This window comes from Streptomyces sp. NPDC001828 (genome assembly GCF_042892175.1).
Classification (GTDB): Bacteria; Actinomycetota; Actinomycetes; order Streptomycetales; family Streptomycetaceae; genus Streptomyces.
This window is the reverse complement of sequence record NZ_JBIATV010000003.1, coordinates 229,270-249,928: the sequence shown is the minus strand read 5'-3', so window position 1 is coordinate 249,928 and position 20,659 is coordinate 229,270. Positions and strand designations below refer to the sequence as shown.

Genomic DNA, 20,659 nt, shown 5'->3' with positions numbered 1-20,659 from the left:
CGTCTCGTGTGGCACAGGGGTATGGTCCATTCCCATGGTGAAATCCTGGGCCACTTCTCCGGAAACACTCGGTGTCGATCTGCACATCGACCTGGGCGGCGCGGGCCTGCGCTCGGGCCTCATGGACGCCCTGCGCGAGGCCGTGCGCGGCGGGCGGCTCACGCCCGGCACCCGGCTGCCGTCCTCGCGCACGCTCGCCGCCGACCTGGGGATCGCCCGCAACACGGTCGCCGACGCCTACGCCGAACTGGTCGCGGAGGGCTGGCTCACCGCGCGCCAGGGCTCCGGGACGCGGGTGGCCCAGCGGGCCGCGGCCCGCCAGGACCGCAGTCACACCCACCGCCTGCCGGCCCGCCGCAAACCCACCTACAACCTCATGGCGGGCTCGCCCGACCTCGCCTCCTTCCCGCGCGCCGAGTGGCTCAAGGCGGCCCGCCGGGCGCTCACGGCGGCCCCGCACGATGCCTTCGGCTTCGGCGACCCGCGCGGCCGCGTCGAGCTGCGCACGGTCCTCGCGGACTATCTGGCCCGCTCCCGTGGCGTGTACGCCTCACCGGACCGCATCGTCGTGTGCTCCGGGTTCGTGCACGGGCTGATGCTGATGGGCCGGGTGCTGCGGGCGCGCCGGGTGCGGGAGGTGGCCGTCGAGGCGTACGGGCTCGACTTCCACTGGAAGCTGCTCACCGACGAGGGGCTGCGCACCCCGGCCCTGTCGCTCGACGAACTGGGCACCCGCACCGAGGAGTTGGGGGCGCTGCGCGGGGTGGGCGCGGTGCTCATGACGCCCGCGCACCAGTTCCCGATCGGGCTTCCGCTGCTGCCCGACCGGCGGGCGGCCGCCGTCGACTGGGCGCGGGCCACCGGCGGGCTGATCCTGGAGGACGACTACGACGGCGAGTTCCGCTACGACCGCCAGCCGGTCGGCGCGCTGCAGGGACTCGACCCCGAGCACGTCGTCTACATGGGCACCGCGAGCAAGTCGCTCGCGCCGGGGCTGCGGCTCGGCTGGATGGTCCTTCCCGAGCACCTGGTGGACGAGGTCACCGAGGCGAAGGGCATCGCGGACTGGGCCTGCGGGGCGCTCGACCAGCTCACGCTCGCCGAGTTCATCGAGTCCGGGGCGTACGACCGCCATGTCCGCGGCATGCGGCTGCACTACCGCAGACGCCGCGACCAACTGGTGGCGGCGCTCGCCGAACAGGCCCCCGACGCGCGGGTCAGCGGCATCGCGGCCGGGCTGCACGCCCTGGTCGAGTTGCCCTCCGGTACGGAGCGCTCCATCGTGCAGGCCGCCACCTGGCAGGGCCTGGCCCTGGAGGGCCTCTCCCGCTTCCGCCACCCCCAACTCCCTTCGGACCGGGACGCGTTGGTGGTCGGCTACGGGACGCCGCCGGACTCGGCGTGGGCGGGGGCGCTCGACGCGCTGTGCCGGGTGCTGCCGTAGCCGTGCGGCCCGGCCCGCCCGGCCGCGCCGTCCAGGGCCGGGTGGCCCTAGCCCTCCCCGGGTTCCCGGAGCGCGGGCTCCGCCTCCGCCCCCGTCTCCGGGGCCTCGCCGAAGCGGGCCAGGGCGAGTGCGCCCGCCACCGCCACCGCGAAGCCGGTGACGGTCAGCCAGCCGAGGCCGTCGCGGGTGCGGTCGCCGAGCCAGGCCACGCCTACCAGGGCCGGGCCGATGGTCTCGCCGATGACCATGCCGGCCGTCGCCGTGGTGACCGACCCGCGCGACAGGGCGGAGGTGAGCAGCAGGAAGGCGGCCCCGCCGCCGAGCAGCAGCGCGTACAGGGCCGGATTCGTCAGGTCGAAGGGGTCGTCGATGAGCCGGACCGCGACCTCGACCACGCCGAAGCCGCAGCCCGCGCCGAGCCCGAGGACCAGGGCCCGCGCCCGGTCCGGCAGCCGCCCGCCGGCCACACCCGCGAGGAGCACCGCCGCCGCCACCCCGAGCAGCCACCAGGGCAGCGGGGCCGGGCCGGACTCGGTGCCCTCGGCGCCCGACGACAGGCCGAGCATCGCGAGGCCCGCGCACACCACCCCGACCGCCGCCCACTCCGTACCGGAGAGCCGGACCTTCAGGAGGCGGGATGCGACCACCGCCGTCACCGCGAGCGAGGCGGCGAGCGCCGCGCCGACCGCGTAGATCGGCACCGAGCGCAGCGCCACGATCTGGAAGACGAAGCCCAGCCCGTCGAGCGCGAGACCCACGACGTAGCGCCACTGGCGCACGGCGCGAAGCAGCAGCGCCGCGTCGACTCCGGAGCCGGCACCCGCCCCCGTACCGGGCTCGGCGGCCCGCGTCGCGGCGGCCTGGAGGACGGTGGCCGTGCCGAAGCAGACGGCGGAGGCGAGCGCGCAGATCATCCCGAGGAACACACAGGGACTGTAGTCGCAGGCCGCGCGGCGGGTACAAAGCCCGGAGGCGGGTCGCCGGTGGCCGGGAACTAGGGTGTGGCCGGAACGCGTCCCACAGCGAAGCCAGTACGTGAACGGGGGAGGTCGGACAATGCGCAGGTTCAGGTCCACGACGGTGGTGCTCGGCGGCATGGGTGTGCTCGCGGCGACGCTCACCGCGTGCAGCGACGAGCCGGACAAGCGGTGCGTCAACCCGGTCTCGTACAAGGAACTCCCGAAGTACGAGTGCAAGAGCGGCGGCAGCGGCACGTACTACTACGGCGGAACCAGCCGTGGCGGCAAGGTCTCCGGCGGCTCCTTCGACAAGTCGGGCGTCTCGCGCGGCGGGTTCGGCCACGGCGGTACGAGCGGCGGCTGAGGGACCGGACGGAACGCAGGGCGGACACATGGAACGCCATCACATACAGCCGCGCCCCGACTGGCAGCGGACCGTCGAGGAACAGGGCGTCATCTACCCGCTGACCCGCTACCCCGACGAATCGCTGCGGCCCTACTGGGACGAGAGCGCCTACTACTCCTTCACGCTGCCCGAGGTCGAGGCGCTGGAGGAGACCGTCGAGGAACTGCACACCATGTGCCTGGCGGCGGCGGCCCACATCGTCGAGAAGGGCCGCTTCGCCGACCTCGGCATCATGGACGGCCGGCTCGCCGACCTGGTCGCCGAGTCCTGGCGCCGACGGGCCGAACTCCCCTCCCTGTACGGCCGGTTCGACCTGCGGTACGACGGCGAGGGCCCCGCCAGGATGCTGGAGTACAACGCCGACACCCCGACGTCGCTCGTCGAGGCGGCGAGCGCGCAGTGGTTCTGGATGGAGGACCGCTTCCCCGGCGCCGACCAGTGGAACTCGCTGCACGAACGCCTCGTCGCGGCCTGGAAGGGCCAGGCGCGCCTGCTGCCGCCCGGCCCCGTGCACTTCGCGCACTCCGACGGCGACGAGCTCGGCGAGGACCTGATGACCGTCGCCTATCTGCGCGAGACGGCCGAGCAGGCGGGGCTCGACACGGAGGCGCTCTCGGTCGAGTCCATCGGCTGGGACCGCATCACCGGCCGCTTCGTGGACGACCGCCTGAGGTTCATCCGGGCCTGCTTCAAGCTGTACCCGTGGGAGTGGCTGGCCTCCGACGCGTTCGGGCCGCAGGTCCTCGACACCCTCGACAACGGCGGCGGCACGGGCACGACCTGCTGGATCGAGCCGGCCTGGAAGATGCTGCTCTCCAACAAGGCGCTGCTCGCGGTGCTGTGGGAGCTCTACCCCGGCCACCCCAACCTGCTCCCCGCCTACCTGGACGGGCCGCGCGACCTCGCCGCCGGGCGCGGGTACGTGGCGAAGCCCCTGCTCGGCCGGGAGGGCGCGGGCGTCACCCTCCACCCGCCGGGCTCCGCCCCGGCCCCGCGCCCCGAAGAGCCGTGCTGCTACCAGGAGTTGGCGCCGCTGCCCGACTTCGACGGGAACCGGGTGGTGCTGGGGGCGTGGGTCGTGGCGGACGAGGCGGCCGGGCTCGGGATCCGGGAGTCGGCGGGGCTCGTGACCGACGAGTACGCGAGGTTCGTCCCGCATGTGATCCGGTGACGCGCGGGGAGCCACCGCCACTTCGGTGACACGGGGGGTGCCCGGAGCGGAACAGGGGGGCGCGCGAAGCGGTGCGCCGCTACCATGTTCACCCTGGCGGCGTCCTCGAACACCCCTTCCGTACGGCCCAGTTGAGGGCAGACGTCCGCCCACCGTCCCGGGGGAGCAGGACATGACGCAGGCCCAGGTGCCGCAGCAGGCGCAGCCGGCGGGACCGCCGGCCGGCGGGCTGCCGCCGGTGCACCCGTCGCTCAGCGAGGCGACCCGTCTGATGGCCGCCGGCACCTATCTCGACGACGAGTACCGCGACGCCGTCATCGACGAGCTGTACGTCCACGAGGAGCGGGTCGTGGCGCCCTCGCTCGGCTTCGACGCGGCCCGCGTGCTCGCCCACGCGCTGCGCGCCCGCAATCTGCAGATCGCCTGGTCGATCGGTGTCGTCGCGCTCTGGGTGCTCGCCGTGGTCGTCACGGACTACGCCCTCCTGATCCTCGTCGGCCCCTGCCTCCAGCTCGGCCTCGCCCGCCTCGTGCGCGGCGGGGCCAGGACCGCGCCCTGGTACCGCACGGTGCCGGCCTTCTTCCTGCGCTGGTGGGCGCGGCTCGTGCTCGCCGTGTTCGCCGCCGTGCTGCTGGTGTCCCTGTTCGGCGGCTACGACACCTCCTCGCACAACTACTCGTCCGAGTACGGGAGTTACGGCGGTTCGGGCAGCGGGGGGTACGACGTCTTCGGCGACGCCGCCGCGAGCGGGAACACCGTTCCGCCGGTCGTCGCGGGCCCCGCGCTCGTGTTCGGCGGGGGCACCGTCGGCCTGGCGGACCAGGGCCTGAGCCCCGGCCTCGGCTGGGGGATCGTCGGCTGCTTCGCCGTGATCGCCCTCTGTGTCGGACTCCAGCGCCTCCAGTTCGCCCGGATCATGGCGGGCGAGCTGTCCCCGCAGGGCTTCCAGGACTTCGGCGCCGACCCCGCGCAGCGCGGCGACAACGGCAGGTTCCAGCGCCTCGCCGCCATGATCCGCGTCGAGCAGCACGCCCCGCTCGCCGTCTACCGCTCCGACGCGCCCTTCCGGGGCGCGGGCGAGCCCTTCGAGCCCTGGTCGGTCTCCATCCAGCTGCGCCCGCGCAAGTCCCTGGGCGACCGGAGCCCGACCCGGGTCAGCAACGCCGAGGTCCTGCGCATCGTCGAGCCCCTGGTCACCCGGCTCCGGGTGCCCGCCCCGACCGCGCCCGCCGAGGCGGAGGCCGTGCGCGACCGGCTGCGTCAGCTCGAAGTGTCCGAGTACGTGTTCCTGCCGGTCGACGGGCTGCCCTCGCGCACCTACGCGCCCTACGCCGAAGGCGAGTTCGAGCAGCACCGGGCCGCCGCCCTTGAGGAGGGCGGCGAGGCGCGCCGGCACTTCCTGCGGATCCGGGTGGGCGGCTGGGAGGAACACCTCGTCACCACCGTGTTCGTACGCGTCCACACCCAGGGCGGCATGCTGGTCCTGGAGATCGCCCCGCACGTCCTGCCGCCGCTGCGCGAGGACTTCCTGCGCGCGGACCACACGGCCCGGAGCTTCGCCTGCCTCACCCCGGTGGGCAAGGCGGCGTGGGCGCTGAAGCGGACGCCGAGGTCCCTGATCGAGGCCCTGGCCGTCCTGGTCCGCGCGGTCGCCTCGCTGTGGCACCGGCTCACCGGCGGGCACGCCGGGGCGCTGCCCGACGGCCCGGCGCGCTCGGTGCGCGAACTGGCGGCGGCGCCCGGCACCTCGCTGTTCCAGGCGATGGACTACCGGCGCTATGTGAAGTCCATCGAGGACCGGGTTACCACCGGCGTGCGCGACGCGCTGTACGAAGCGGGCTACGACACCGGGCAGTTCGAGCAGAAGATCGTCAATGTCGCGCAGGGCGGCGTCATGATCGAGAACGCCCGAGGGGCGATCAGCGTCGGCGACCACAACACCGTCAACAGCGAGGGCTGAGATGACCATGCCGGGTGACGACAGCACACAGCGGGGCGGCGCGCAGCGTTCCGTCCACATCAGCGGAGTGACCGGATCCGTCTCGGTCGGCGACCACAACAAGGTGTCCAGCGTCTACCGCGCGGGCGCCACCGACGAGGCCCAGCTCCAACTCCTGGACGCCATCACGGAGTTCAGGACAGGCCTGGCCCAGCTCGTGCGCAACGACCAGACCCGCGCCCTGGACGCCGAACTCGCCGAGACCGAGGAGGAGATCCGCACCGAGGGCCAGGCGAGCCCCGGGCGGCTGGCGCGCCTGGGCGAGCTGCTCACCGGCGCCACCGCCCTGACAGGCCTGCTCGCCTCCGGCGAGACGCTGGTGCAGCGGGTCCGCGAACTGATCGGGATGTGAGGCGGCGGTGAGCGGGGGCAGGGGCGAGGTCCGCTGGAACGCGGCGACCCAGAAGTGGGAGACGGTGGACGAGACCGCCACGGGGCCCGCGGCGGCCCCGCCCCCGGTGCCGGCCGTGCCCCCGCCGCCCCCGCCACTCCCGGCGGTGCCGCCCCTGGCACCCGGCCCCGGCCCGTACCCGACGACGGGGGCGTACCCGGAACCCCCGCCGGTGCGGGAGCCGCGGCGGACCCGGCGGGTGCCCGTCGCCGTCGTGGTGGCGATCGTCGCCGTGGCCGGTGCGGGCGGGGGATGGTTCCTCACCCGTGGCGGGTCCGGCCACCCGAAGGTGGCCGCGTCCTCGCCCTCCGCGCCGTCCTCCGGCGCCCCGGAGCGGACCGGCGAGGGCGGCCCGTCCCCGTCGCCCTCCGCGTCGGCGTCGGCCTCCGCCTCACCGAGCGCCACCGTGCCGGCCGGCTTCCAACTCGTCCAGGATCCACGGGGGTTCAGGATGTACGTGCCGCAGGGCTGGACCCGTCAGGACCAGGGCGCCAAGGGCGTCTTCTACAACTCCGGGGACGGCGCCCGGCTGATCCAGGTGTACCCGGTCTCCGAGGCCGGCCTGAGCCCGTACGACGCGCTCAAGCAGACCTCGGGCGAACTGGCGAAGAACCCCGGGTACCAGGAGATCAGCCTGGCGAACGACGCCACCGTGCCCGGTGGCACGCGGGCCGCGCGGCTCGTCTACGCCTACGACAACCAGCAGCTCGGCCACCGGCGCCAGGTGGTGGACTACGCGTTCCTGACGCCCGGCGGCGAGCACTACGCCGTTCTGTCCGCGGCCCCCGCGACCGTGTGGCCCGAGCAGGAGCAGACCCTGAAGACCGCCCTCAGCGTCTTCTGCTCGGGCACCAACTGCCTGTCACCCACGGCGGGTTGAGGGCACCTGCTGCTCGGCGAGGACCGCGCGCAGCTGGTCGAGGCCCCAGTCCAGATCCTCCTTGCTGATCACCAGGGGCGGGGCGATGCGGATCGTCGAGCCGTGGGTGTCCTTGACCAGGACGCCCCGGCCCATCAGCCGCTCCGAGATCTGCCGTCCCGTGCCGTGCGCCGGATTGATGTCCACGCCCGCCCACAGGCCGCGCCCGCGCACCGCCTCGACCGCGCCCGCGCCGGTCAGCAGGCCGAGCTCGTGGTGCAGGTGATCGCCGAGTTCGGCGGCGCGCTGCTGGTACTCCCCGGTGCGCAGCATCGCGATGACCTCCAGGGCGACCGCGCAGGCCAGCGGGTTTCCGCCGAACGTCGAGCCGTGCTCGCCCGGCCCGAACACCCCGAGCACCTCCGAGGACGCGGCCACCGCCGACACCGGGACCACGCCGCCGCCGAGGGCCTTGCCCAGGATGTAGACGTCGGGCACCACGCCCTCGTGCTCGCACGCGAAGGTCTTCCCGGTGCGGCCGAGCCCGGACTGGATCTCGTCCGCCATGAACAGGACGTTCCGCTCGCGCGTCAACTCCCTTACGCCCGCGAGGTATCCGGCCGGCGGCACGAGCACGCCGGCCTCGCCCTGGATGGGTTCGAGCAGCACCGCCACGGTGTTGTCGGTGACGGCCGCCCGCATCGCGGTGAGGTCGCCGTACGGCACGATCTCGAAGCCCGGCGTGTAGGGGCCGTAGTCCGCGCGGGCCTCCGGATCGGTGGAGAAGCTGACGATGGTGGTCGTACGGCCGTGGAAGTTGTCCCGGGCCACCACGATCTTCGCCGTGTTGTCCGGCACGCCCTTGACCTTGTAGCCCCACTTGCGGGCGGTCTTCACGGCGGTCTCCACCGCCTCCGCCCCGGTGTTCATGGGCAGCACCATGTCCTTGCCGCACAACTCCGCCAGCTCCGTACAGAACTGGGCGAACCGGTCGTGGTGGAACGCTCTCGACGTGAGGGTGACCCGCTCCAGCTGGGCCTTCGCCGCCTCGATGAGGCGGCGGTTGCCGTGGCCGAAGTTGAGCGCCGAGTAGCCGGCCAGCATGTCGAGGTAGCGCCGGCCCTCGACGTCGGTCATCCAGGCGCCCTCGGCGGAGGCGACGACGACGGGCAGCGGATGGTAGTTGTGCGCACTGTGTGCCTCGGCGGAACGGATGGCGTCTTCGGTCGCGGCGTGTGTCGACACGGGTTCTCCGATCGTCATGCGGCATGGGGCGTAGGTGGTGCCCTTTTCTATCGTCGCTCGGATGTCGGACGAAGAAACCTTGCCGTCGGAGGCGGCCGGTAGGGTGTTCGGTACGCGCGGCGACTGGCGAGCGGGGAAGCGACCCCGGGGAAGCCGCGCGCGGCCTGCCGCACGAGGTGCCGCCCGCCTGGGCACCCCGGGAACCTGTCAACGGACCCGGAGGACGCCATGAGCCTTCCCCTTTCCCACCCCGCCCTGCTGGCCGCCGACCCCGAGCTGGCCTCGCTCGTCGCCGCCGAGGAGCGGCTCCAGTCGGACACCCTGCGTCTGATCCCCAGCGAGAACTACGTCTCGACGGCCGTCCTGGAGGCCTCGGGGACGGTGCTGCAGAACAAGTACAGCGAGGGCTACGCGGGCCGGCGCTACTACGAGGGCCAGCAGAACATCGACAAGGTCGAGACGCTCGCGGTCGACCGCGCCAAGGCCCTGTTCGGCGTCGAGCACGCCAACGTCCAGCCGTACTCCGGCTCGCCCGCCAACCTCGCCGTCTACCTCGCCTTCGCCGAGCCCAGCGACACCGTGATGGGCATGGCGCTGCCGATGGGCGGGCACCTCACGCACGGCTGGGGCGTCTCGGCGACCGGCAAGTGGTTCCGGGGCGTGCAGTACGGGGTGCGCGCCGACACCGGGCTCATCGACCTCGACGAGGTGCGCGAGATCGCGCTCAAGGAGCGGCCGAAGCTGATCTTCTGCGGGGGTACCGCGCTGCCCCGCACGATCGACTTCGCCGCGTTCGCGGAGATCGCCGAGGAGGCGGGCGCGGTGCTCGTCGCGGACGTCGCGCACATCGCGGGCCTCATCGCGGGCGGCGCCCACCCCTCGCCGGCGCCGTACGCGGACGTCATCTCGACCACCACGCACAAGACCCTGCGGGGGCCGCGCGGAGCCATGCTGATGTCCCGCGCGGAGCATGCGAAGGCCATCGACAAGGCGGTCTTCCCCGGGCTCCAGGGCGGGCCGCACAACCAGACCACGGCGGCGATCGCGGTCGCCCTGCACGAGGCGGCGCAGCCGGCGTTCTGCGCGTACGCCCACCAGGTGGTGGCCAATGCGCGGGCCCTCGCGGACGCCCTCCTGGAGCGGGGCTTCGACCTGGTGTCCGGCGGCACCGACAACCACCTGGTCCTGATGGACCTCACCGCCAAGGACGTGCCGGGGAAGGTGGCCGCGAAGGCCCTGGACCGGGCGGGGATCGTCGTCAACTACAACACCGTTCCGTACGACCCCCGCAAGCCCTTCGACCCCTCCGGCATCCGCATCGGGACGCCGTCCCTGACGTCCCGGGGCCTGGGGGCCGAGCACATGCCGAAGGTGGCCGAATGGCTCGACCGGGGTGTGTCGGCGGCCCGGGCCGGGGACGAGGGCGCGCTGTCCGCGATCCGCGCGGAAGTGACGGACCTCCTGTCCGCCTACCCCGCCCCGGGCCTCCCCCTGGCCTGACCCCCTGGGGGCTCCGCCCCCAGACCCCCGTTCGCGCCTGAACGGCGCTCGTCCTCAATCTCCCCCAAGGCCTTAAGGGCCAGGGGGGACCCCCATGACGGGCTGAGGATGCCCCAGCACCCGGTACCGCTTAGGGGCGCGGGGAACTGCGCGGAGGGGGTTCGGGGGCGGCGCCCCCGAGGTGCTGGGGCACCTTGTGGGGCCGGTCACAAGCGCGGGGTTTCCGACACGGCGGGCCCACCTGAGAGAATGCTGAGCATGCCCTCGACTCGTCCCCGCGTGCTCTCCGGAATCCAGCCCACCGCAGGCTCGTTCCACCTCGGCAACTACCTCGGCGCGGTCCGCCAGTGGGTCGCGCTCCAGGAGTCGCACGACGCGTTCTACATGGTCGTCGACCTGCACGCGATCACCGTCCCGCAGGACCCCGCCGAGCTGCGCGCCAACACCCGGCTCGCCGCCGCACAGCTGCTGGCCGCCGGTCTCGACCCCGAGCGCTGCACGCTGTTCGTCCAGAGCCACGTGCCCGAGCACGCCCAGCTCGCCTGGATCATGAACTGCCTGGCCGGGTTCGGCGAGGCCAGCCGGATGACGCAGTTCAAGGACAAGTCGGCCAAGCACGGCGCGGGCAACGCGACCGTCGGCCTGTTCACGTACCCGATCCTCCAGGTCGCCGACATCCTGCTGTACCAGGCCAACCAGGTCCCCGTCGGCGAGGACCAGCGCCAGCACATCGAGCTCACCCGTGACCTCGCCGACCGCTTCAACGGCCGGTTCGGCGAGACGTTCACCGTCCCGGAGCCGTACATCCTCAAGGAGACGGCGAAGATCTACGACCTCCAGGACCCGTCGATCAAGATGAGCAAGTCGGCGTCGACGCCGAAGGGCCTCATCAACCTCCTCGACGACCCGAAGACGACGGCCAAGAAGGTCAAGAGCGCGGTCACCGACACCGACACGGTGATCAAGTACGACACCGAGAACAAGCCCGGTGTCTCCAATCTGCTCTCCATCTACTCGACCCTCACGGGCAAGGCGATCGCCGAGCTGGAGGCCGACTACGAGGGCAAGATGTACGGCGCGCTCAAGACCGACCTGGCCGAGGTGATGGTCGAGTTCGTCACGCCGTTCCGCACGCGTACGCAGCAGTACCTGGACGACCCCGAGACGCTGGACTCGCTGCTCGCCAAGGGCGCCGAGAAGGCCCGCGCGGTCGCCGCCGAGACGCTGGCCACGGCGTACGACAAGGTCGGGCTGCTGCCCGCCAAGCACTGACACCGGCGCCGTGGCCGGAGCTCGACCCCGGGCTCTGGTCAGCGGCCGGTGGGGCCGTCACACTGCACACCATCAACACCACAGCACGGAGGAGAACGACGTGGGGACCGTAACGCTCGGCGTTTCGATCGCGGTCCCGGAGCCTTACGGCAGCCTGCTCCAGGAGCGGCGCGCGGGCTTCGGTGACCCCGCCGCGCACGGCATCCCCACGCACATCACCCTGCTGCCGCCGTACGAGGTGCGGGCCGAGTGCCTGCCGGAGATCGAGGCGCACCTGGCCTCGGTCGCGGCGGCCGGGCGCGCGTTCCCGATGCGGCTGGGGGGCACGGGGACCTTCCGTCCGCTGTCCCCGGTCGTCTTCGTGCAGGTGGTGGAGGGCGCGGGCGAGTGCGCGTGGCTCCAGCAGCGGGTGCGGGACGAGGCGGGCCCGCTGGTGCGCGAGCTCCAGTTCCCGTACCACCCGCACGTCACCGTGGCGCACGGCATCTCCGAGGAGGCGATGGACGTGGCGTACGAGTCCCTCGCCGGGTTCTCGGCGTCCTGGACGTGCGGCGGGTTCGCCCTGTACGAGCAGGGCGCCGACGGGGTGTGGCGCAAGCTGCGCGACTACCCCTTCGGCATCGGCGCGCACGGCGTCCCCGCGCAGGGCGCCTGTCTCGACCACCCCTCCCTGCGCTAGGCCGCCCCGGCTCACACCGGAAGCCGCCGGAACACTCCGCGCGGGACGTGCCGCAGCGCCGACATCACGACCCGCAGCGCGCCCGGCACCCACACCAGCTCCGCCCGGCGCCGCAGCCCCGCCTCGATGGCGAGGGCAACGGCCTCGGGGGTGGTGGCGAGCGGGGCCTCCGTGAGCCCGGCCGTCATCTTCGTGCGGACGAATCCGGGGCGTACGACCATGACGTGCACGCCCGAGCCGTGCAGCGCGTCCCCGAGGCCCTGCGCGAACGCGTCGAGGCCCGCCTTGCTCGACCCGTAGATGAAGTTGCTGCGGCGGGCGCGTTCGCCGGCCACCGACGACAGCACGACGAGCGAGCCGTGGCCCTGTGCCTGGAGGGCCTTGGCGCAGACCAGGCCCGCCGAGACCGCGCCGGTGTAGTTGGTCCCCGCGACCCGTACCGCCGCGAGCGGCTCGGTCTCGTCGCGGGACTGGTCGCCGAGCACGCCGAACGCGAGCAGCACCATGTCGATGTCGCCCTCCGCGAACACCTTGCCGAGGGCGACCTCGTGCGCGGCGGGGTCGAGCGCGTCGAAGGCGAGGGTGTGGACGTCCGGGCCGAGCGCCCGCAGTCCGTCCGCCGCCGCCTCCAGGGCGGGGGAGGCCCGGCCCGCCAGCCACACCGTGCGGGTGCGGCGGGCGATCAGGCGGCGGGCGGTGGCGAGGCCGATCTCGGAGGTGCCGCCGAGCACGAGCAGCGACTGCGGGGTTCCGAATGCGTCCTTCATCGGGGCTCCTTGGGATCCTTGGGAGGGGCGGGGGAGGAGGTCTGCCGGGGCGGCCCGGGCCCCGGCCGTTCACAGGCCGAGGCGTCTGCCCATGTCCGACCTGAAGACGCCCTGGGGGTCCAACTCGGCGCGCAGCGACCGGAATTGGGCCAGCCTCGGGTACATGCGCTCCACCAGTTCCGGCCGCATCCGCGCGTCCTTCGCCAGATAGACCCGGCCGCCCGCGCCCGCCACCTGCTCGTCGAGCTCGTCGAGCAGGAGGCCGAGGCCGGGCAGGTTCGCCGGGATGTCGAGGGCCAGGGTCCAGCCGGGGACGGGGAAGGAGAGCCAGCCCGGGTCGGCGTCGCCGAAGCGCTTGAGGACGGCGAGGAAGGAGGGGCAGCCGTGCCGGGAGATGCGGCGCACGATGGCGCGCAGGGCCTCCTCCTGCCCGTACCCGACGACGAACTGGTACTGCACGAAGCCGCCCCTGCCGTAGACGCGGTTCCAGTGCGGCACCCCGTCGAGCGGGTGGAAGAACGTCGAGAGGCGCTGGAGCTCGCCCGTGCGGTGCCGGGGCGCCCTGCGGTACCAGAGCTCGTTGAAGGCCGACACCGAGGCGCGTCCGAGCAGCCCCTCCGGCAGGAAGGAGGGGGCGGCCGGGAGCCGGCGGGGCCGGAAGCCGAGCGGGGTGCGGGCGGCGCGGGGCGGCAGCATGTCGAGCGGCGCGTGGTCCCCGCGGGTCAGCACCGCCCTGCCGGTACGCGCGCCCCGCGCGAGGAGGTCGATCCAGGCCACCGAGTACCGGTAGCGGTGGTCGCCCGATTCGAGCCGGACCATCAAGTCGTCCAGATCCAGAGCCCGTTCGGTGTCCACCGTCATCAACGAGGTCTGCACGGGCAGGAGTTGGATGGTGGCCCGCAGGATCACTCCGGTGAGCCCCATGCCGCCCGCCGTCGCGTCGAACAGCGCGGTGTCGGGGGTGACGGTGCGTACCGTGCCGTCGGCGGTGAGCAGTTCGAGCTCGCGCACATGGCGGGCGAAGGAGCCCGACAGATGGTGGTTCTTGCCGTGGATGTCGGCGCCGATCGCGCCGCCGACGGTGACGTACCGGGTGCCGGGGGTCACCGGCACGAACCAGCCGAGCGGCAGCAGGACTTCCATCAGGCGGTGCAGGCTCACGCCCGCGTCGCAGACGACGACGCCCGCCTCGGCGTCCACCGTGCGGATGCGGTCGAGGCCGGTCATGTCGAGGACCGCGCCGCCCGCGTTCTGCGCGGCGTCCCCGTACGCCCGGCCGAGCCCGCGGGCGATCGTGCCGCGCGCCCCGCACGCGAGCACCGCGGCCGCCGTCTCCTCGTAGCTGCGCGGGCGCAGCAGCCGGGCGGTGGAGGGGGCGGTGCGCCCCCAGCCGCTCACGGAGGTCGGCGGGCCGGAGGGCGCGGGCGCGGTGTCGGGTGTCGTGTCGGCAGACATGAATGTGACGTTATCGCCTAACTCGTCCCCTTCCGCTTAGCCACCCACCCCGCCAACTCTTCGGTAAATCACTCACCGAAATGGGTGATTAACTGAGTGTCAGTCTCATTTGTCCCGTATTCGTCCTTCCTGGCGCAGGAGAGTCGCCGGTGGCCTACGGCCAGTTGGCGGGCCGACGTCACGGAAGAGGGGTGGCAGATGCAGAAGCCGTCGTACGCCGACGCCGACCAACGACTCCTGGCCGCGCTGCGCGACTGCGCCGGGGACCCGCGAGTGGCCGCCGCCGCCCGCGCCCTGTCCTTCGCCGGCGAACACGGCGCGCTCTGGCTCGCGGCCGGGCTCGCCGCGGCCGCCGCCGACCGGGACCGGCGCGGAGCCTGGCTGCGTGGCACCGCCCTGGTCGCCGCCGCCCACCTCGCCAGCATGGGGATCAAGCGCGTGGTGCGCAGACCCCGGCCGCGACTCCCGGCGGCCGAACCCCTGGTGCGCACCGCCGGGCGGCACTCCTTCCCCAGCTCGCACGCCAGCTCGGCGGCCGCCGCGGCCGTCGCGTTCGGCGCGCTGCGGCCGGCCGGGGCGCGCCTGGTGCCGCCACTGGCCGCCGCGATGTGCGTGTCCCGCATGGTCGCCGGGGTGCACTACCCCAGCGACATCGCGGCGGGCGCGCTGCTCGGCGGTGCCACCGCGCGGGCCGGCGCGGCCTGGATGCGCAAACCGCTCGAAGGCGGGCGCCGATGACCGAGCCCGGCGCGGTACTCCTCGACGAGAGCGGAACCCCGGCCGCCTCCGCGACCCGGCGGCTGCTCGCGCTGCCCGGCGCCCTGGTGCTCACCGCACGGCCCCGCCAGTGGATCAAGAACGTGCTCGTGGTGGCCGCTCCCGCCGCCGCCGGCCGCCTGGCGAGCCCGCACGACATCGCCCAACTGGCCCTGGTCTTCTGCCTGTTCACCACGGCGGCCTCGGCCGTCTACCTCATCAACGACGCCCGCGACGCCGAGGCCGACCGCGCCCACCCCGACAAGTGCCACCGCCCGGTCGCCGCCGGACGCGTGCCGGTCGCCGTCGCGTACGCCACCGGCGCGGTCCTCGCCGTGCTCGCCCCGCTGGCCGCCGCGCTGACCTGCAACGCGATGACGGCCACCCTGCTCAGCGGGTACGTCGTCATGCAACTCGCCTACTGCGTCAAGCTGAAGCACGTCCTGGTCGTCGACCTGGTCGTGGTCACCGCCGGATTCCTGATGCGGGCGATGACCGGCGGGGTCGCGCTCGGCATCCCGCTGTCCCGCTGGTTCCTGATCACCGCCGGGTTCGGCGCGCTGTTCATGGTCTCCGCCAAGCGGTACTCCGAGGCCCTCCAGATGGAGGGGCGCGGCGCCGCCACCCGCGCGCTCCTGAACGCCTACACCACCGGCTACCTGCGCTTCGTGTGGCAGCTCGCCGCCGGTGTCGCCGTCCTCGCCTACTGCATGTGGGCCCTGGAGGCCGGCGGCATCGAGGGCGGATCGCTGCTGCCCTGGCGGCAGTTGTCGATGGTCCCCTTCATCGGCGGCATCCTGCGCTACGCCGTCTTCGCCGACTGGGGGAGCGCCGGAGCACCCGAGGACGTCGTCCTGCACGACCGGGCACTGGCCGTCATCGGCCTGGTCTGGATCGCCGTGTACGCGCTCGCGGTGGCCGACCTGTGAGCATCGCCCGGTCCGAGGTGATCGGCTTCGCGCTGGCCGGGATCTGCGCGTACGCCGCCGACCTCGGGCTCTTCGTCTGGCTGCGCTCGGGGCTCGGCTGGGACCCGATCGCCGCCAAGTCCCTTTCCTTCCTCGCCGGTTGCACGGTCGCCTACCTCGGCAACGCGTTCGGCACCTACCGGGGCCGCCGGGTCGGATGGCGCGAGTACGCGGTGTTCTTCGCCGTGAACGTCGCGGGCGCCCTCGTCCAGCTGCTCTGCATCGGCGTCTCGCACTACGGCCTCGGCCTCACGTCACCGCGTGCCGACACGCTCTCCGGAGCCGTCCTCGGCATGGCGCTCGCGACGTGTCTGCGCTTTTGGGGAACGAGAACACTGGTCTTCGGCGGCGACCCGGAAGGATTGCCTCCGGAACGACACAGCCGAGCTGAAGAGGGTAGTCGTACGTCATGGACTGGCTGAAGAAACTTCCCGTCGTCGGGCCCTGGATCACCCGGCTCATGCGGACGCACGCCTGGCGGTCGTACGAGCGGCTCGACCGGGTCTACTGGTCGCGCCTCGCCGCCGCCATCACCTTCATCAGCTTCCTCGCGCTGTTCCCGCTGCTGACCGTCGGCGCCGCCGTCGCGGCCGCGCTGCTCTCCGGCGACCAGGTGCACAAGCTCCAGAACACCATCGCCGAACAGGTCCCCGGCATCTCCGACCAGCTCGACCTCCAGGCGCTCGTCGACAACGCCGGCACCGTCGGCATCGTCGCCGGTGCCCTGCTGCTCTTCACCGGCATCGGCTGGATCTCCCAGATGCGCGGCTGCCTCCAGGTGGTGTGGGAGATGGAGGAGGCCGACGCCGACGAGAACCCGGTCCTGCGCAAGCTCAAGGACGGCGGCATCCTGCTCGGCCTCGGCGCCGCCGGACTCGCCTCGTGGGCGGCCTCCTCCATCGGCTCCACCGCGGTCGGCTGGACCGCCGACCGCCTCGGCATCGACCAGGGCGGCGCGGGCGGAGTGCTGCTGCGCGTCGCCGCGATCGCCATCGCCGTCGTCGCCGACTTCCTGCTCCTGCTCTACGTCCTGACGCTGCTGCCCGGCGTGAGCCCGCCGCGCCGCCGCCTGATGGTGGCGGCCCTGCTCGGCGCGGTCGGCTTCGAACTCCTGAAGCTGCTGCTCGGCGGCTACATGAAGGGCGTCGCCGCCAAGAGCATGTACGGGGCCTTCGGGGTGCCCATCGCGCTGCTGCTCTGGATCAACTTCACGGCGAAGCTGCTCCTGTTCTGCGCCGCGTGGACGGCCACCCCCTCCAAGGAGGACGACCCCGCGCTCGCCGAGGACGACGGCCCCGAACTCATGGAAGACGACGGCCCCGAGCTCACCGCCTCCTGAAGCCGGAGGCCGACGGCTCCGAGCTCACCGCCTCCTGAGCGGCCAGCGGCGGTTGATCAGGAACACCGCGCCGGCGATCAGTACGAGCGCGCCGCCCGCGATCCCCAGCGCGATGCCGGCCCCGCCGCTCTCGCCCCCGGCGGCGTCGGCCGCCTGCCCGGGCCGGCTCTTCGCGCCGCTCTGCGCGCTCGCCGACCCGGTGTCCCGGTTGGCGGTCGCGGACTTCGGCGGGATCAGCTCGCCGACCGGGGTGACCTTCCCGCTCGCCGCGAACCCCCAGTCGAGCAGCCGGGCCGCCTCCTTGTAGACGGCCTGGCTCTCCGTCGACTCGGGGTTCATGACGGTGACGAGCAGCACCTTGCCGTTCCGCTCGGCGACCCCGGTGAAGGTGGCGCCCGCGTTGGTGGTGTTGCCGTTCTTGACGCCCGCGATGCCCTTGTACGGGTTGAGCCCGAAGTCACCGGTCAGCAGCCGGTTGGTGTTCTGGATCTCGAACGTCTCGCGCTTCTTGTCCTTGCCCTCGGCGCCGGGGAACTTCGCGCTCGCCGTCGAGCAGTACTCGCGGAAGTCCTTGTTCTGCAGCCCCGCGCGGGCGAACAGCGTCAGGTCGTACGCGCTGGAGACCTGGCCAGGCGCGTCGTAGCCGTCCGGCGAGACGACCCGGGTGTCGAGCGCCTGGAGGTCGTCGGCCTTGTGCTGCATGTCCGCGACGGTCTGGGCCACGCCGCCGTTCATCGAGGACAGGACGTGCACGGCGTCGTTGCCCGAGCGCAGGAAGACCCCGAGCCACAGGTCGTGCACCGAGTACGACAGGTTCTCCTTGACGCCGACCAGGCTGCTGCCGGCGCCCATGCCGGCGAGGTCCGCCGCGGTGACCGTGTGCTGCTCGCTCTTGTCGAACTTGGGCAGCACGGTGTCCGCGAACAGCATCTTCAGGGTGGAGGCGGGCGGCAGCCGCCAGTGGGCGTTGTGCGCGGCCAGCACCTGGCCGCTCTCGGCGTCCGCGACGATCCAGGACCGGCCGGTCACGTCCTTGGGCAGCACGGGCGCACCGGCGCCGAGCTTCGCCTGGGTGCCGGCCTCGCCGAGCTGGTCGCCGCCCACCTTGGACATGCCGGTCGGGGGCGCGTCATTGCGCTTGCCCGGCGCACCGGGCGTGGCGGACGCGGCCGGCTTGTCGTCCCGGGGCACCGCCACGGCGGGGGCCGCACCGAGCGCGGGCAGCACGGCCGCGGCGGCCACGGCGACGGACAGGGCGAGCCCGGCGGGCTTGGGGGCGCGCCGCTGCGAGGCGCTCTTCATCACGTTCAGGGCAGACACGTTCGAGAACGTACAGGCTGCGGCCATGGATCGGATCATCGTATGGATGACCCGCCGGGAGCTCCCACCCGGCCGGAGGTGTCCGGCCGCCGCGTCCGATACTGGACCCATGAAACTCAGCCGCCCCCTCTCCTGGTTCCTGCTCGCCTTCGGCGCGTGGAGCTGGGTCATCTGGACCACTTTCGTGAAGAACCTATGGAAGGACGGCAGCGGGCTCGCCTTCGACGCCGCCGGGGATCCGACCGCCTACTTCTGGGTCCACCTGCTGCTCGCCATCACCTCGTTTCTCCTGGGGACGGGCGTGGGCTTCATCGGGTTCCGTTCGTTGCGCCAGCTGAGGCGTGAACGAGCGGCTACGGAGAGTTCCGTCACGCTCGGCTAACAAGTAGCTGTGAGTAGAAGGTTGACCCTTCCACAATGTGAAGGTCGTGTGATTGGGTGAGCGTCATCACAGGCGCAGCGTGCTGACTCCGCGCGTCTTGCAGGGTGGGGCGTTCCGAGGAGAGCACGGCGATGCGGTCGATCCGTATGCGGATTCTGGCGATTGGTGCGGCAGTGGTGGTCGTCGGAGTCGGCGGCTGGCAGCTGTTGCCGTCCGACCAGGCGAAGAAGGACCCCATCGTCGTCGGCACCACCGACGTCATCACCTCGCTCGACCCGGCGGGCGCCTACGACGCCGGCTCCTGGGCGATCTACAACAACGTCTACCAGTCGTTGCTCACCTTCCGGCAGGGCAGCACCACGCCGGTCCCGGACGCCGCCAAAAGCTGCACCTTCGTCGGGCAGAAGCTCCAGACGTACCAGTGCGTGATGCGTGACGACGTCACCTTCTCCAGCGGGCGCAAGATGACCGCCGAGGACGTGAAGTACTCCTTCGACCGGATGCTGAAGATCTCCGACAAGCTCGGCCCCGCCCCGCTGTTCTCTCAGCTCGGCTCGGTGCAGGCCCAGGGGGACACGGTCACCTTCAACCTGAAGAGCAAGGACGCCACGTTCCCGTCCAAGCTGGCCACCGGCGCGGGCTCGATCGTCGACAGCAGCCAGTACCCGCCGAACGCCCTCCGCAAGGAGGACTCGGTCGTCGGCTCGGGTCCGTACCTGCTCAAGGAGTACAAGAAGGACGGGTCCGGCAGCCCGGTCAGCGCGAGCCTGGAGCCCAACCCCGGTTACAAGGGCGCGGTGACCAAGAAGGGCCTGCCCATCACGGTCCGGTACTTCGCCGAGGCCGACCAGCTGAACGCCGCCTGGCAGGCCAAGCAGGTCGACGTGACGCACCGGGAGATGCCGCCTGAGGTGCTCGCCAAGCTCTCGCCGGGGCCGGACCTGCGGATCACCACCTCGCCCGGCTACGACACCCGCCAGCTCAACTTCAACCTGAAGTCGTCGAGCCCGGTCTCCAAGACCAAGGTCCGCGAGGCCGCGGCCGCCCTCGTCGACCGCGCGGCGCTCGCCTCCACGGTCTACCTCGGCACCGTCGACCCGCTGTACTCGGTGATCCCGCAGGGCTTCACCGGCCACAGCACCGCGTTCTTCGACGCCTACCCCAAGCCCGACCCGGCCAAGGCGAAGAACCTCCTGAAGTCGGCGGGCGAGCAGCTCCCGGTCACCTTCAACATGGCCTACCGCAAGCTCGGCGCGAACGGCGCGGAGGCCGAGCAGCTCAAGGCGCAGCTGGAGAAGGACGGCCTGTTCAAGGTCAACCTCATCGCCGAGCCGGACTGGCCGAAGATGCAGCAGAACTACGCCGAGGGCAAGTACGACTCGTACACCGCGGGCTGGCTCGCCGACTTCCCCGACCCGGACAACTTCGGCCAGCCGCTCGTCGGCACCGGAAACAGCCTCCACAACAACTACTCCGACAAGACCGTCGACGAACTCATCAGGAGCACGCAGGAGTTCACCGACCGGGGCAGGGCCGCCGACGACTTCAAGGCGATCCAGGAGAAGGTCGCCCAGGACGTTCCGCTGGTCCCGCTGTGGCAGGGCAAGAACTACGTCCTCGGCAACAAGGACGTCAGCGGCTCGCAGTACCTGTCGGACGGCACGGGCGTGTGGCGCCTGTGGGAGCTGGGCTGGATCTGACCTCAGGCCGCCGCCGGCCCGCCTCCCCCCGGCCCGGTACCGGCCCG

Annotated in this window: 20 protein-coding genes; 15 read left to right on the top strand and 5 right to left on the bottom strand. The window is 72.4% G+C overall.

Annotation, left to right across the window (positions count from 1 at the left end):
- Positions 1 to 34 precede the first annotated feature (34 nt).
- A complete protein-coding gene (locus tag ACFYZA_RS12455) occupies positions 35 to 1,444 on the top strand; it encodes a PLP-dependent aminotransferase family protein (protein WP_382591809.1) in 1,410 nt (469 codons plus the stop codon).
- A gap of 47 nt (positions 1,445 to 1,491) precedes the next feature.
- On the opposite strand, the gene ACFYZA_RS12450 is transcribed toward ACFYZA_RS12455, so the two are convergent.
- Positions 1,492 to 2,358: a hypothetical protein gene (locus ACFYZA_RS12450; protein ID WP_382591987.1), complete on the bottom strand. Its 867-nt coding sequence runs from the start codon at positions 2,356 to 2,358 to the stop codon at positions 1,492 to 1,494.
- A gap of 142 nt (positions 2,359 to 2,500) precedes the next feature.
- Between ACFYZA_RS12450 and ACFYZA_RS12445 the strand changes: the two genes are divergently transcribed.
- The 5 genes from ACFYZA_RS12445 (at position 2,501) to ACFYZA_RS12425 (ending at position 7,250) form a co-directional block, all read left to right on the top strand.
- Complete coding sequence (locus ACFYZA_RS12445; protein WP_382591812.1) at positions 2,501 to 2,767, top strand: hypothetical protein; 267 nt, start codon at positions 2,501 to 2,503, stop codon at positions 2,765 to 2,767.
- Positions 2,768 to 2,795: 28 nt separating this feature from the next.
- Positions 2,796 to 3,980, top strand: a complete 1,185-nt coding sequence (locus ACFYZA_RS12440; RefSeq protein WP_388489768.1) for a glutathionylspermidine synthase family protein — start codon at positions 2,796 to 2,798, stop codon at positions 3,978 to 3,980.
- 172 nt (positions 3,981 to 4,152) lie between these two features.
- A complete protein-coding gene (locus ACFYZA_RS12435; RefSeq protein ID WP_388489765.1) occupies positions 4,153 to 5,940 on the top strand; it encodes a hypothetical protein in 1,788 nt (595 codons plus the stop codon).
- 1 nt (position 5,941) lies between these two features.
- Positions 5,942 to 6,331 carry a hypothetical protein gene (locus tag ACFYZA_RS12430; protein ID WP_382591821.1) on the top strand — a complete coding sequence of 130 codons (390 nt, stop codon included), beginning with the start codon at positions 5,942 to 5,944 and terminating at the stop codon, positions 6,329 to 6,331.
- A gap of 7 nt (positions 6,332 to 6,338) precedes the next feature.
- Positions 6,339 to 7,250, top strand: coding sequence for a hypothetical protein (locus ACFYZA_RS12425; protein WP_388489762.1), 912 nt, complete (start codon positions 6,339 to 6,341; stop codon positions 7,248 to 7,250).
- On the opposite strand, the gene rocD is transcribed toward ACFYZA_RS12425, so the two are convergent.
- Complete coding sequence (rocD, locus tag ACFYZA_RS12420; protein ID WP_388489760.1) at positions 7,233 to 8,492, bottom strand: ornithine--oxo-acid transaminase; 1,260 nt, start codon at positions 8,490 to 8,492, stop codon at positions 7,233 to 7,235. The two genes, ACFYZA_RS12425 and rocD, sit on opposite strands and share 18 nt — an antisense overlap.
- Positions 8,493 to 8,702: 210 nt before the next feature.
- Between rocD and glyA the strand changes: the two genes are divergently transcribed.
- The 3 genes from glyA (at position 8,703) to ACFYZA_RS12405 (ending at position 11,925) form a co-directional block, all read left to right on the top strand.
- Positions 8,703 to 9,974, top strand: a complete 1,272-nt coding sequence (gene glyA / locus ACFYZA_RS12415) for a serine hydroxymethyltransferase (protein ID WP_388489757.1) — start codon at positions 8,703 to 8,705, stop codon at positions 9,972 to 9,974.
- Positions 9,975 to 10,232: 258 nt separating this feature from the next.
- On the top strand, positions 10,233 to 11,246 hold the full coding sequence (trpS, locus tag ACFYZA_RS12410; protein ID WP_382591833.1) for a tryptophan--tRNA ligase: 1,014 nt from the start codon (positions 10,233 to 10,235) through the stop codon (positions 11,244 to 11,246).
- 100 nt (positions 11,247 to 11,346) lie between these two features.
- Complete coding sequence (locus ACFYZA_RS12405) at positions 11,347 to 11,925, top strand: 2'-5' RNA ligase family protein (RefSeq protein ID WP_382591836.1); 579 nt, start codon at positions 11,347 to 11,349, stop codon at positions 11,923 to 11,925.
- Between the two features lie 11 nt (positions 11,926 to 11,936).
- Here ACFYZA_RS12405 and ACFYZA_RS12400 read toward each other — a convergent pair whose 3' ends face one another.
- A complete protein-coding gene (locus ACFYZA_RS12400; RefSeq protein ID WP_388489755.1) occupies positions 11,937 to 12,692 on the bottom strand; it encodes a decaprenylphospho-beta-D-erythro-pentofuranosid-2-ulose 2-reductase in 756 nt (251 codons plus the stop codon).
- 69 nt (positions 12,693 to 12,761) lie between these two features.
- The gene (locus ACFYZA_RS12395) at positions 12,762 to 14,147 is read right to left on the bottom strand and encodes an FAD-binding protein (protein WP_388489753.1); all 1,386 of its coding nucleotides are present in this window, start codon (positions 14,145 to 14,147) and stop codon (positions 12,762 to 12,764) included.
- A 198-nt stretch (positions 14,148 to 14,345) separates the two neighbouring features.
- Here ACFYZA_RS12395 and ACFYZA_RS12390 point away from each other — a divergent pair, with 198 nt between their 5' ends.
- Genes ACFYZA_RS12390 through ACFYZA_RS12375 form a run of 4 tightly spaced genes read left to right on the top strand, consistent with a single transcriptional unit; the run spans position 14,346 to position 17,210 of the window.
- A complete protein-coding gene (locus ACFYZA_RS12390; RefSeq protein WP_382591845.1) occupies positions 14,346 to 14,885 on the top strand; it encodes a phosphatase PAP2 family protein in 540 nt (179 codons plus the stop codon).
- A complete protein-coding gene (locus tag ACFYZA_RS12385) occupies positions 14,882 to 15,832 on the top strand; it encodes a decaprenyl-phosphate phosphoribosyltransferase (protein WP_388489751.1) in 951 nt (316 codons plus the stop codon). The genes ACFYZA_RS12390 and ACFYZA_RS12385 overlap by 4 nt, the downstream gene beginning before the upstream one ends.
- Positions 15,829 to 16,293, top strand: a complete 465-nt coding sequence (locus tag ACFYZA_RS12380; RefSeq protein WP_382591851.1) for a GtrA family protein — start codon at positions 15,829 to 15,831, stop codon at positions 16,291 to 16,293. Before ACFYZA_RS12385 ends, ACFYZA_RS12380 begins: the two co-directional genes overlap by 4 nt.
- Positions 16,281 to 17,210, top strand: coding sequence for a YihY/virulence factor BrkB family protein (locus ACFYZA_RS12375; RefSeq protein ID WP_382591854.1), 930 nt, complete (start codon positions 16,281 to 16,283; stop codon positions 17,208 to 17,210). Before ACFYZA_RS12380 ends, ACFYZA_RS12375 begins: the two co-directional genes overlap by 13 nt.
- A gap of 24 nt (positions 17,211 to 17,234) precedes the next feature.
- Here ACFYZA_RS12375 and ACFYZA_RS12370 read toward each other — a convergent pair whose 3' ends face one another.
- Positions 17,235 to 18,512: a D-alanyl-D-alanine carboxypeptidase family protein gene (locus ACFYZA_RS12370; protein ID WP_382591990.1), complete on the bottom strand. Its 1,278-nt coding sequence runs from the start codon at positions 18,510 to 18,512 to the stop codon at positions 17,235 to 17,237.
- Positions 18,513 to 18,639: 127 nt separating this feature from the next.
- Between ACFYZA_RS12370 and ACFYZA_RS12365 the strand changes: the two genes are divergently transcribed.
- Positions 18,640 to 18,912 carry an SCO4848 family membrane protein gene (locus ACFYZA_RS12365; protein ID WP_382591857.1) on the top strand — a complete coding sequence of 91 codons (273 nt, stop codon included), beginning with the start codon at positions 18,640 to 18,642 and terminating at the stop codon, positions 18,910 to 18,912.
- 131 nt (positions 18,913 to 19,043) lie between these two features.
- The gene (locus ACFYZA_RS12360; protein ID WP_388489746.1) at positions 19,044 to 20,612 is read left to right on the top strand and encodes an ABC transporter substrate-binding protein; all 1,569 of its coding nucleotides are present in this window, start codon (positions 19,044 to 19,046) and stop codon (positions 20,610 to 20,612) included.
- The last annotated feature ends 47 nt before the right edge of the window (positions 20,613 to 20,659 follow it).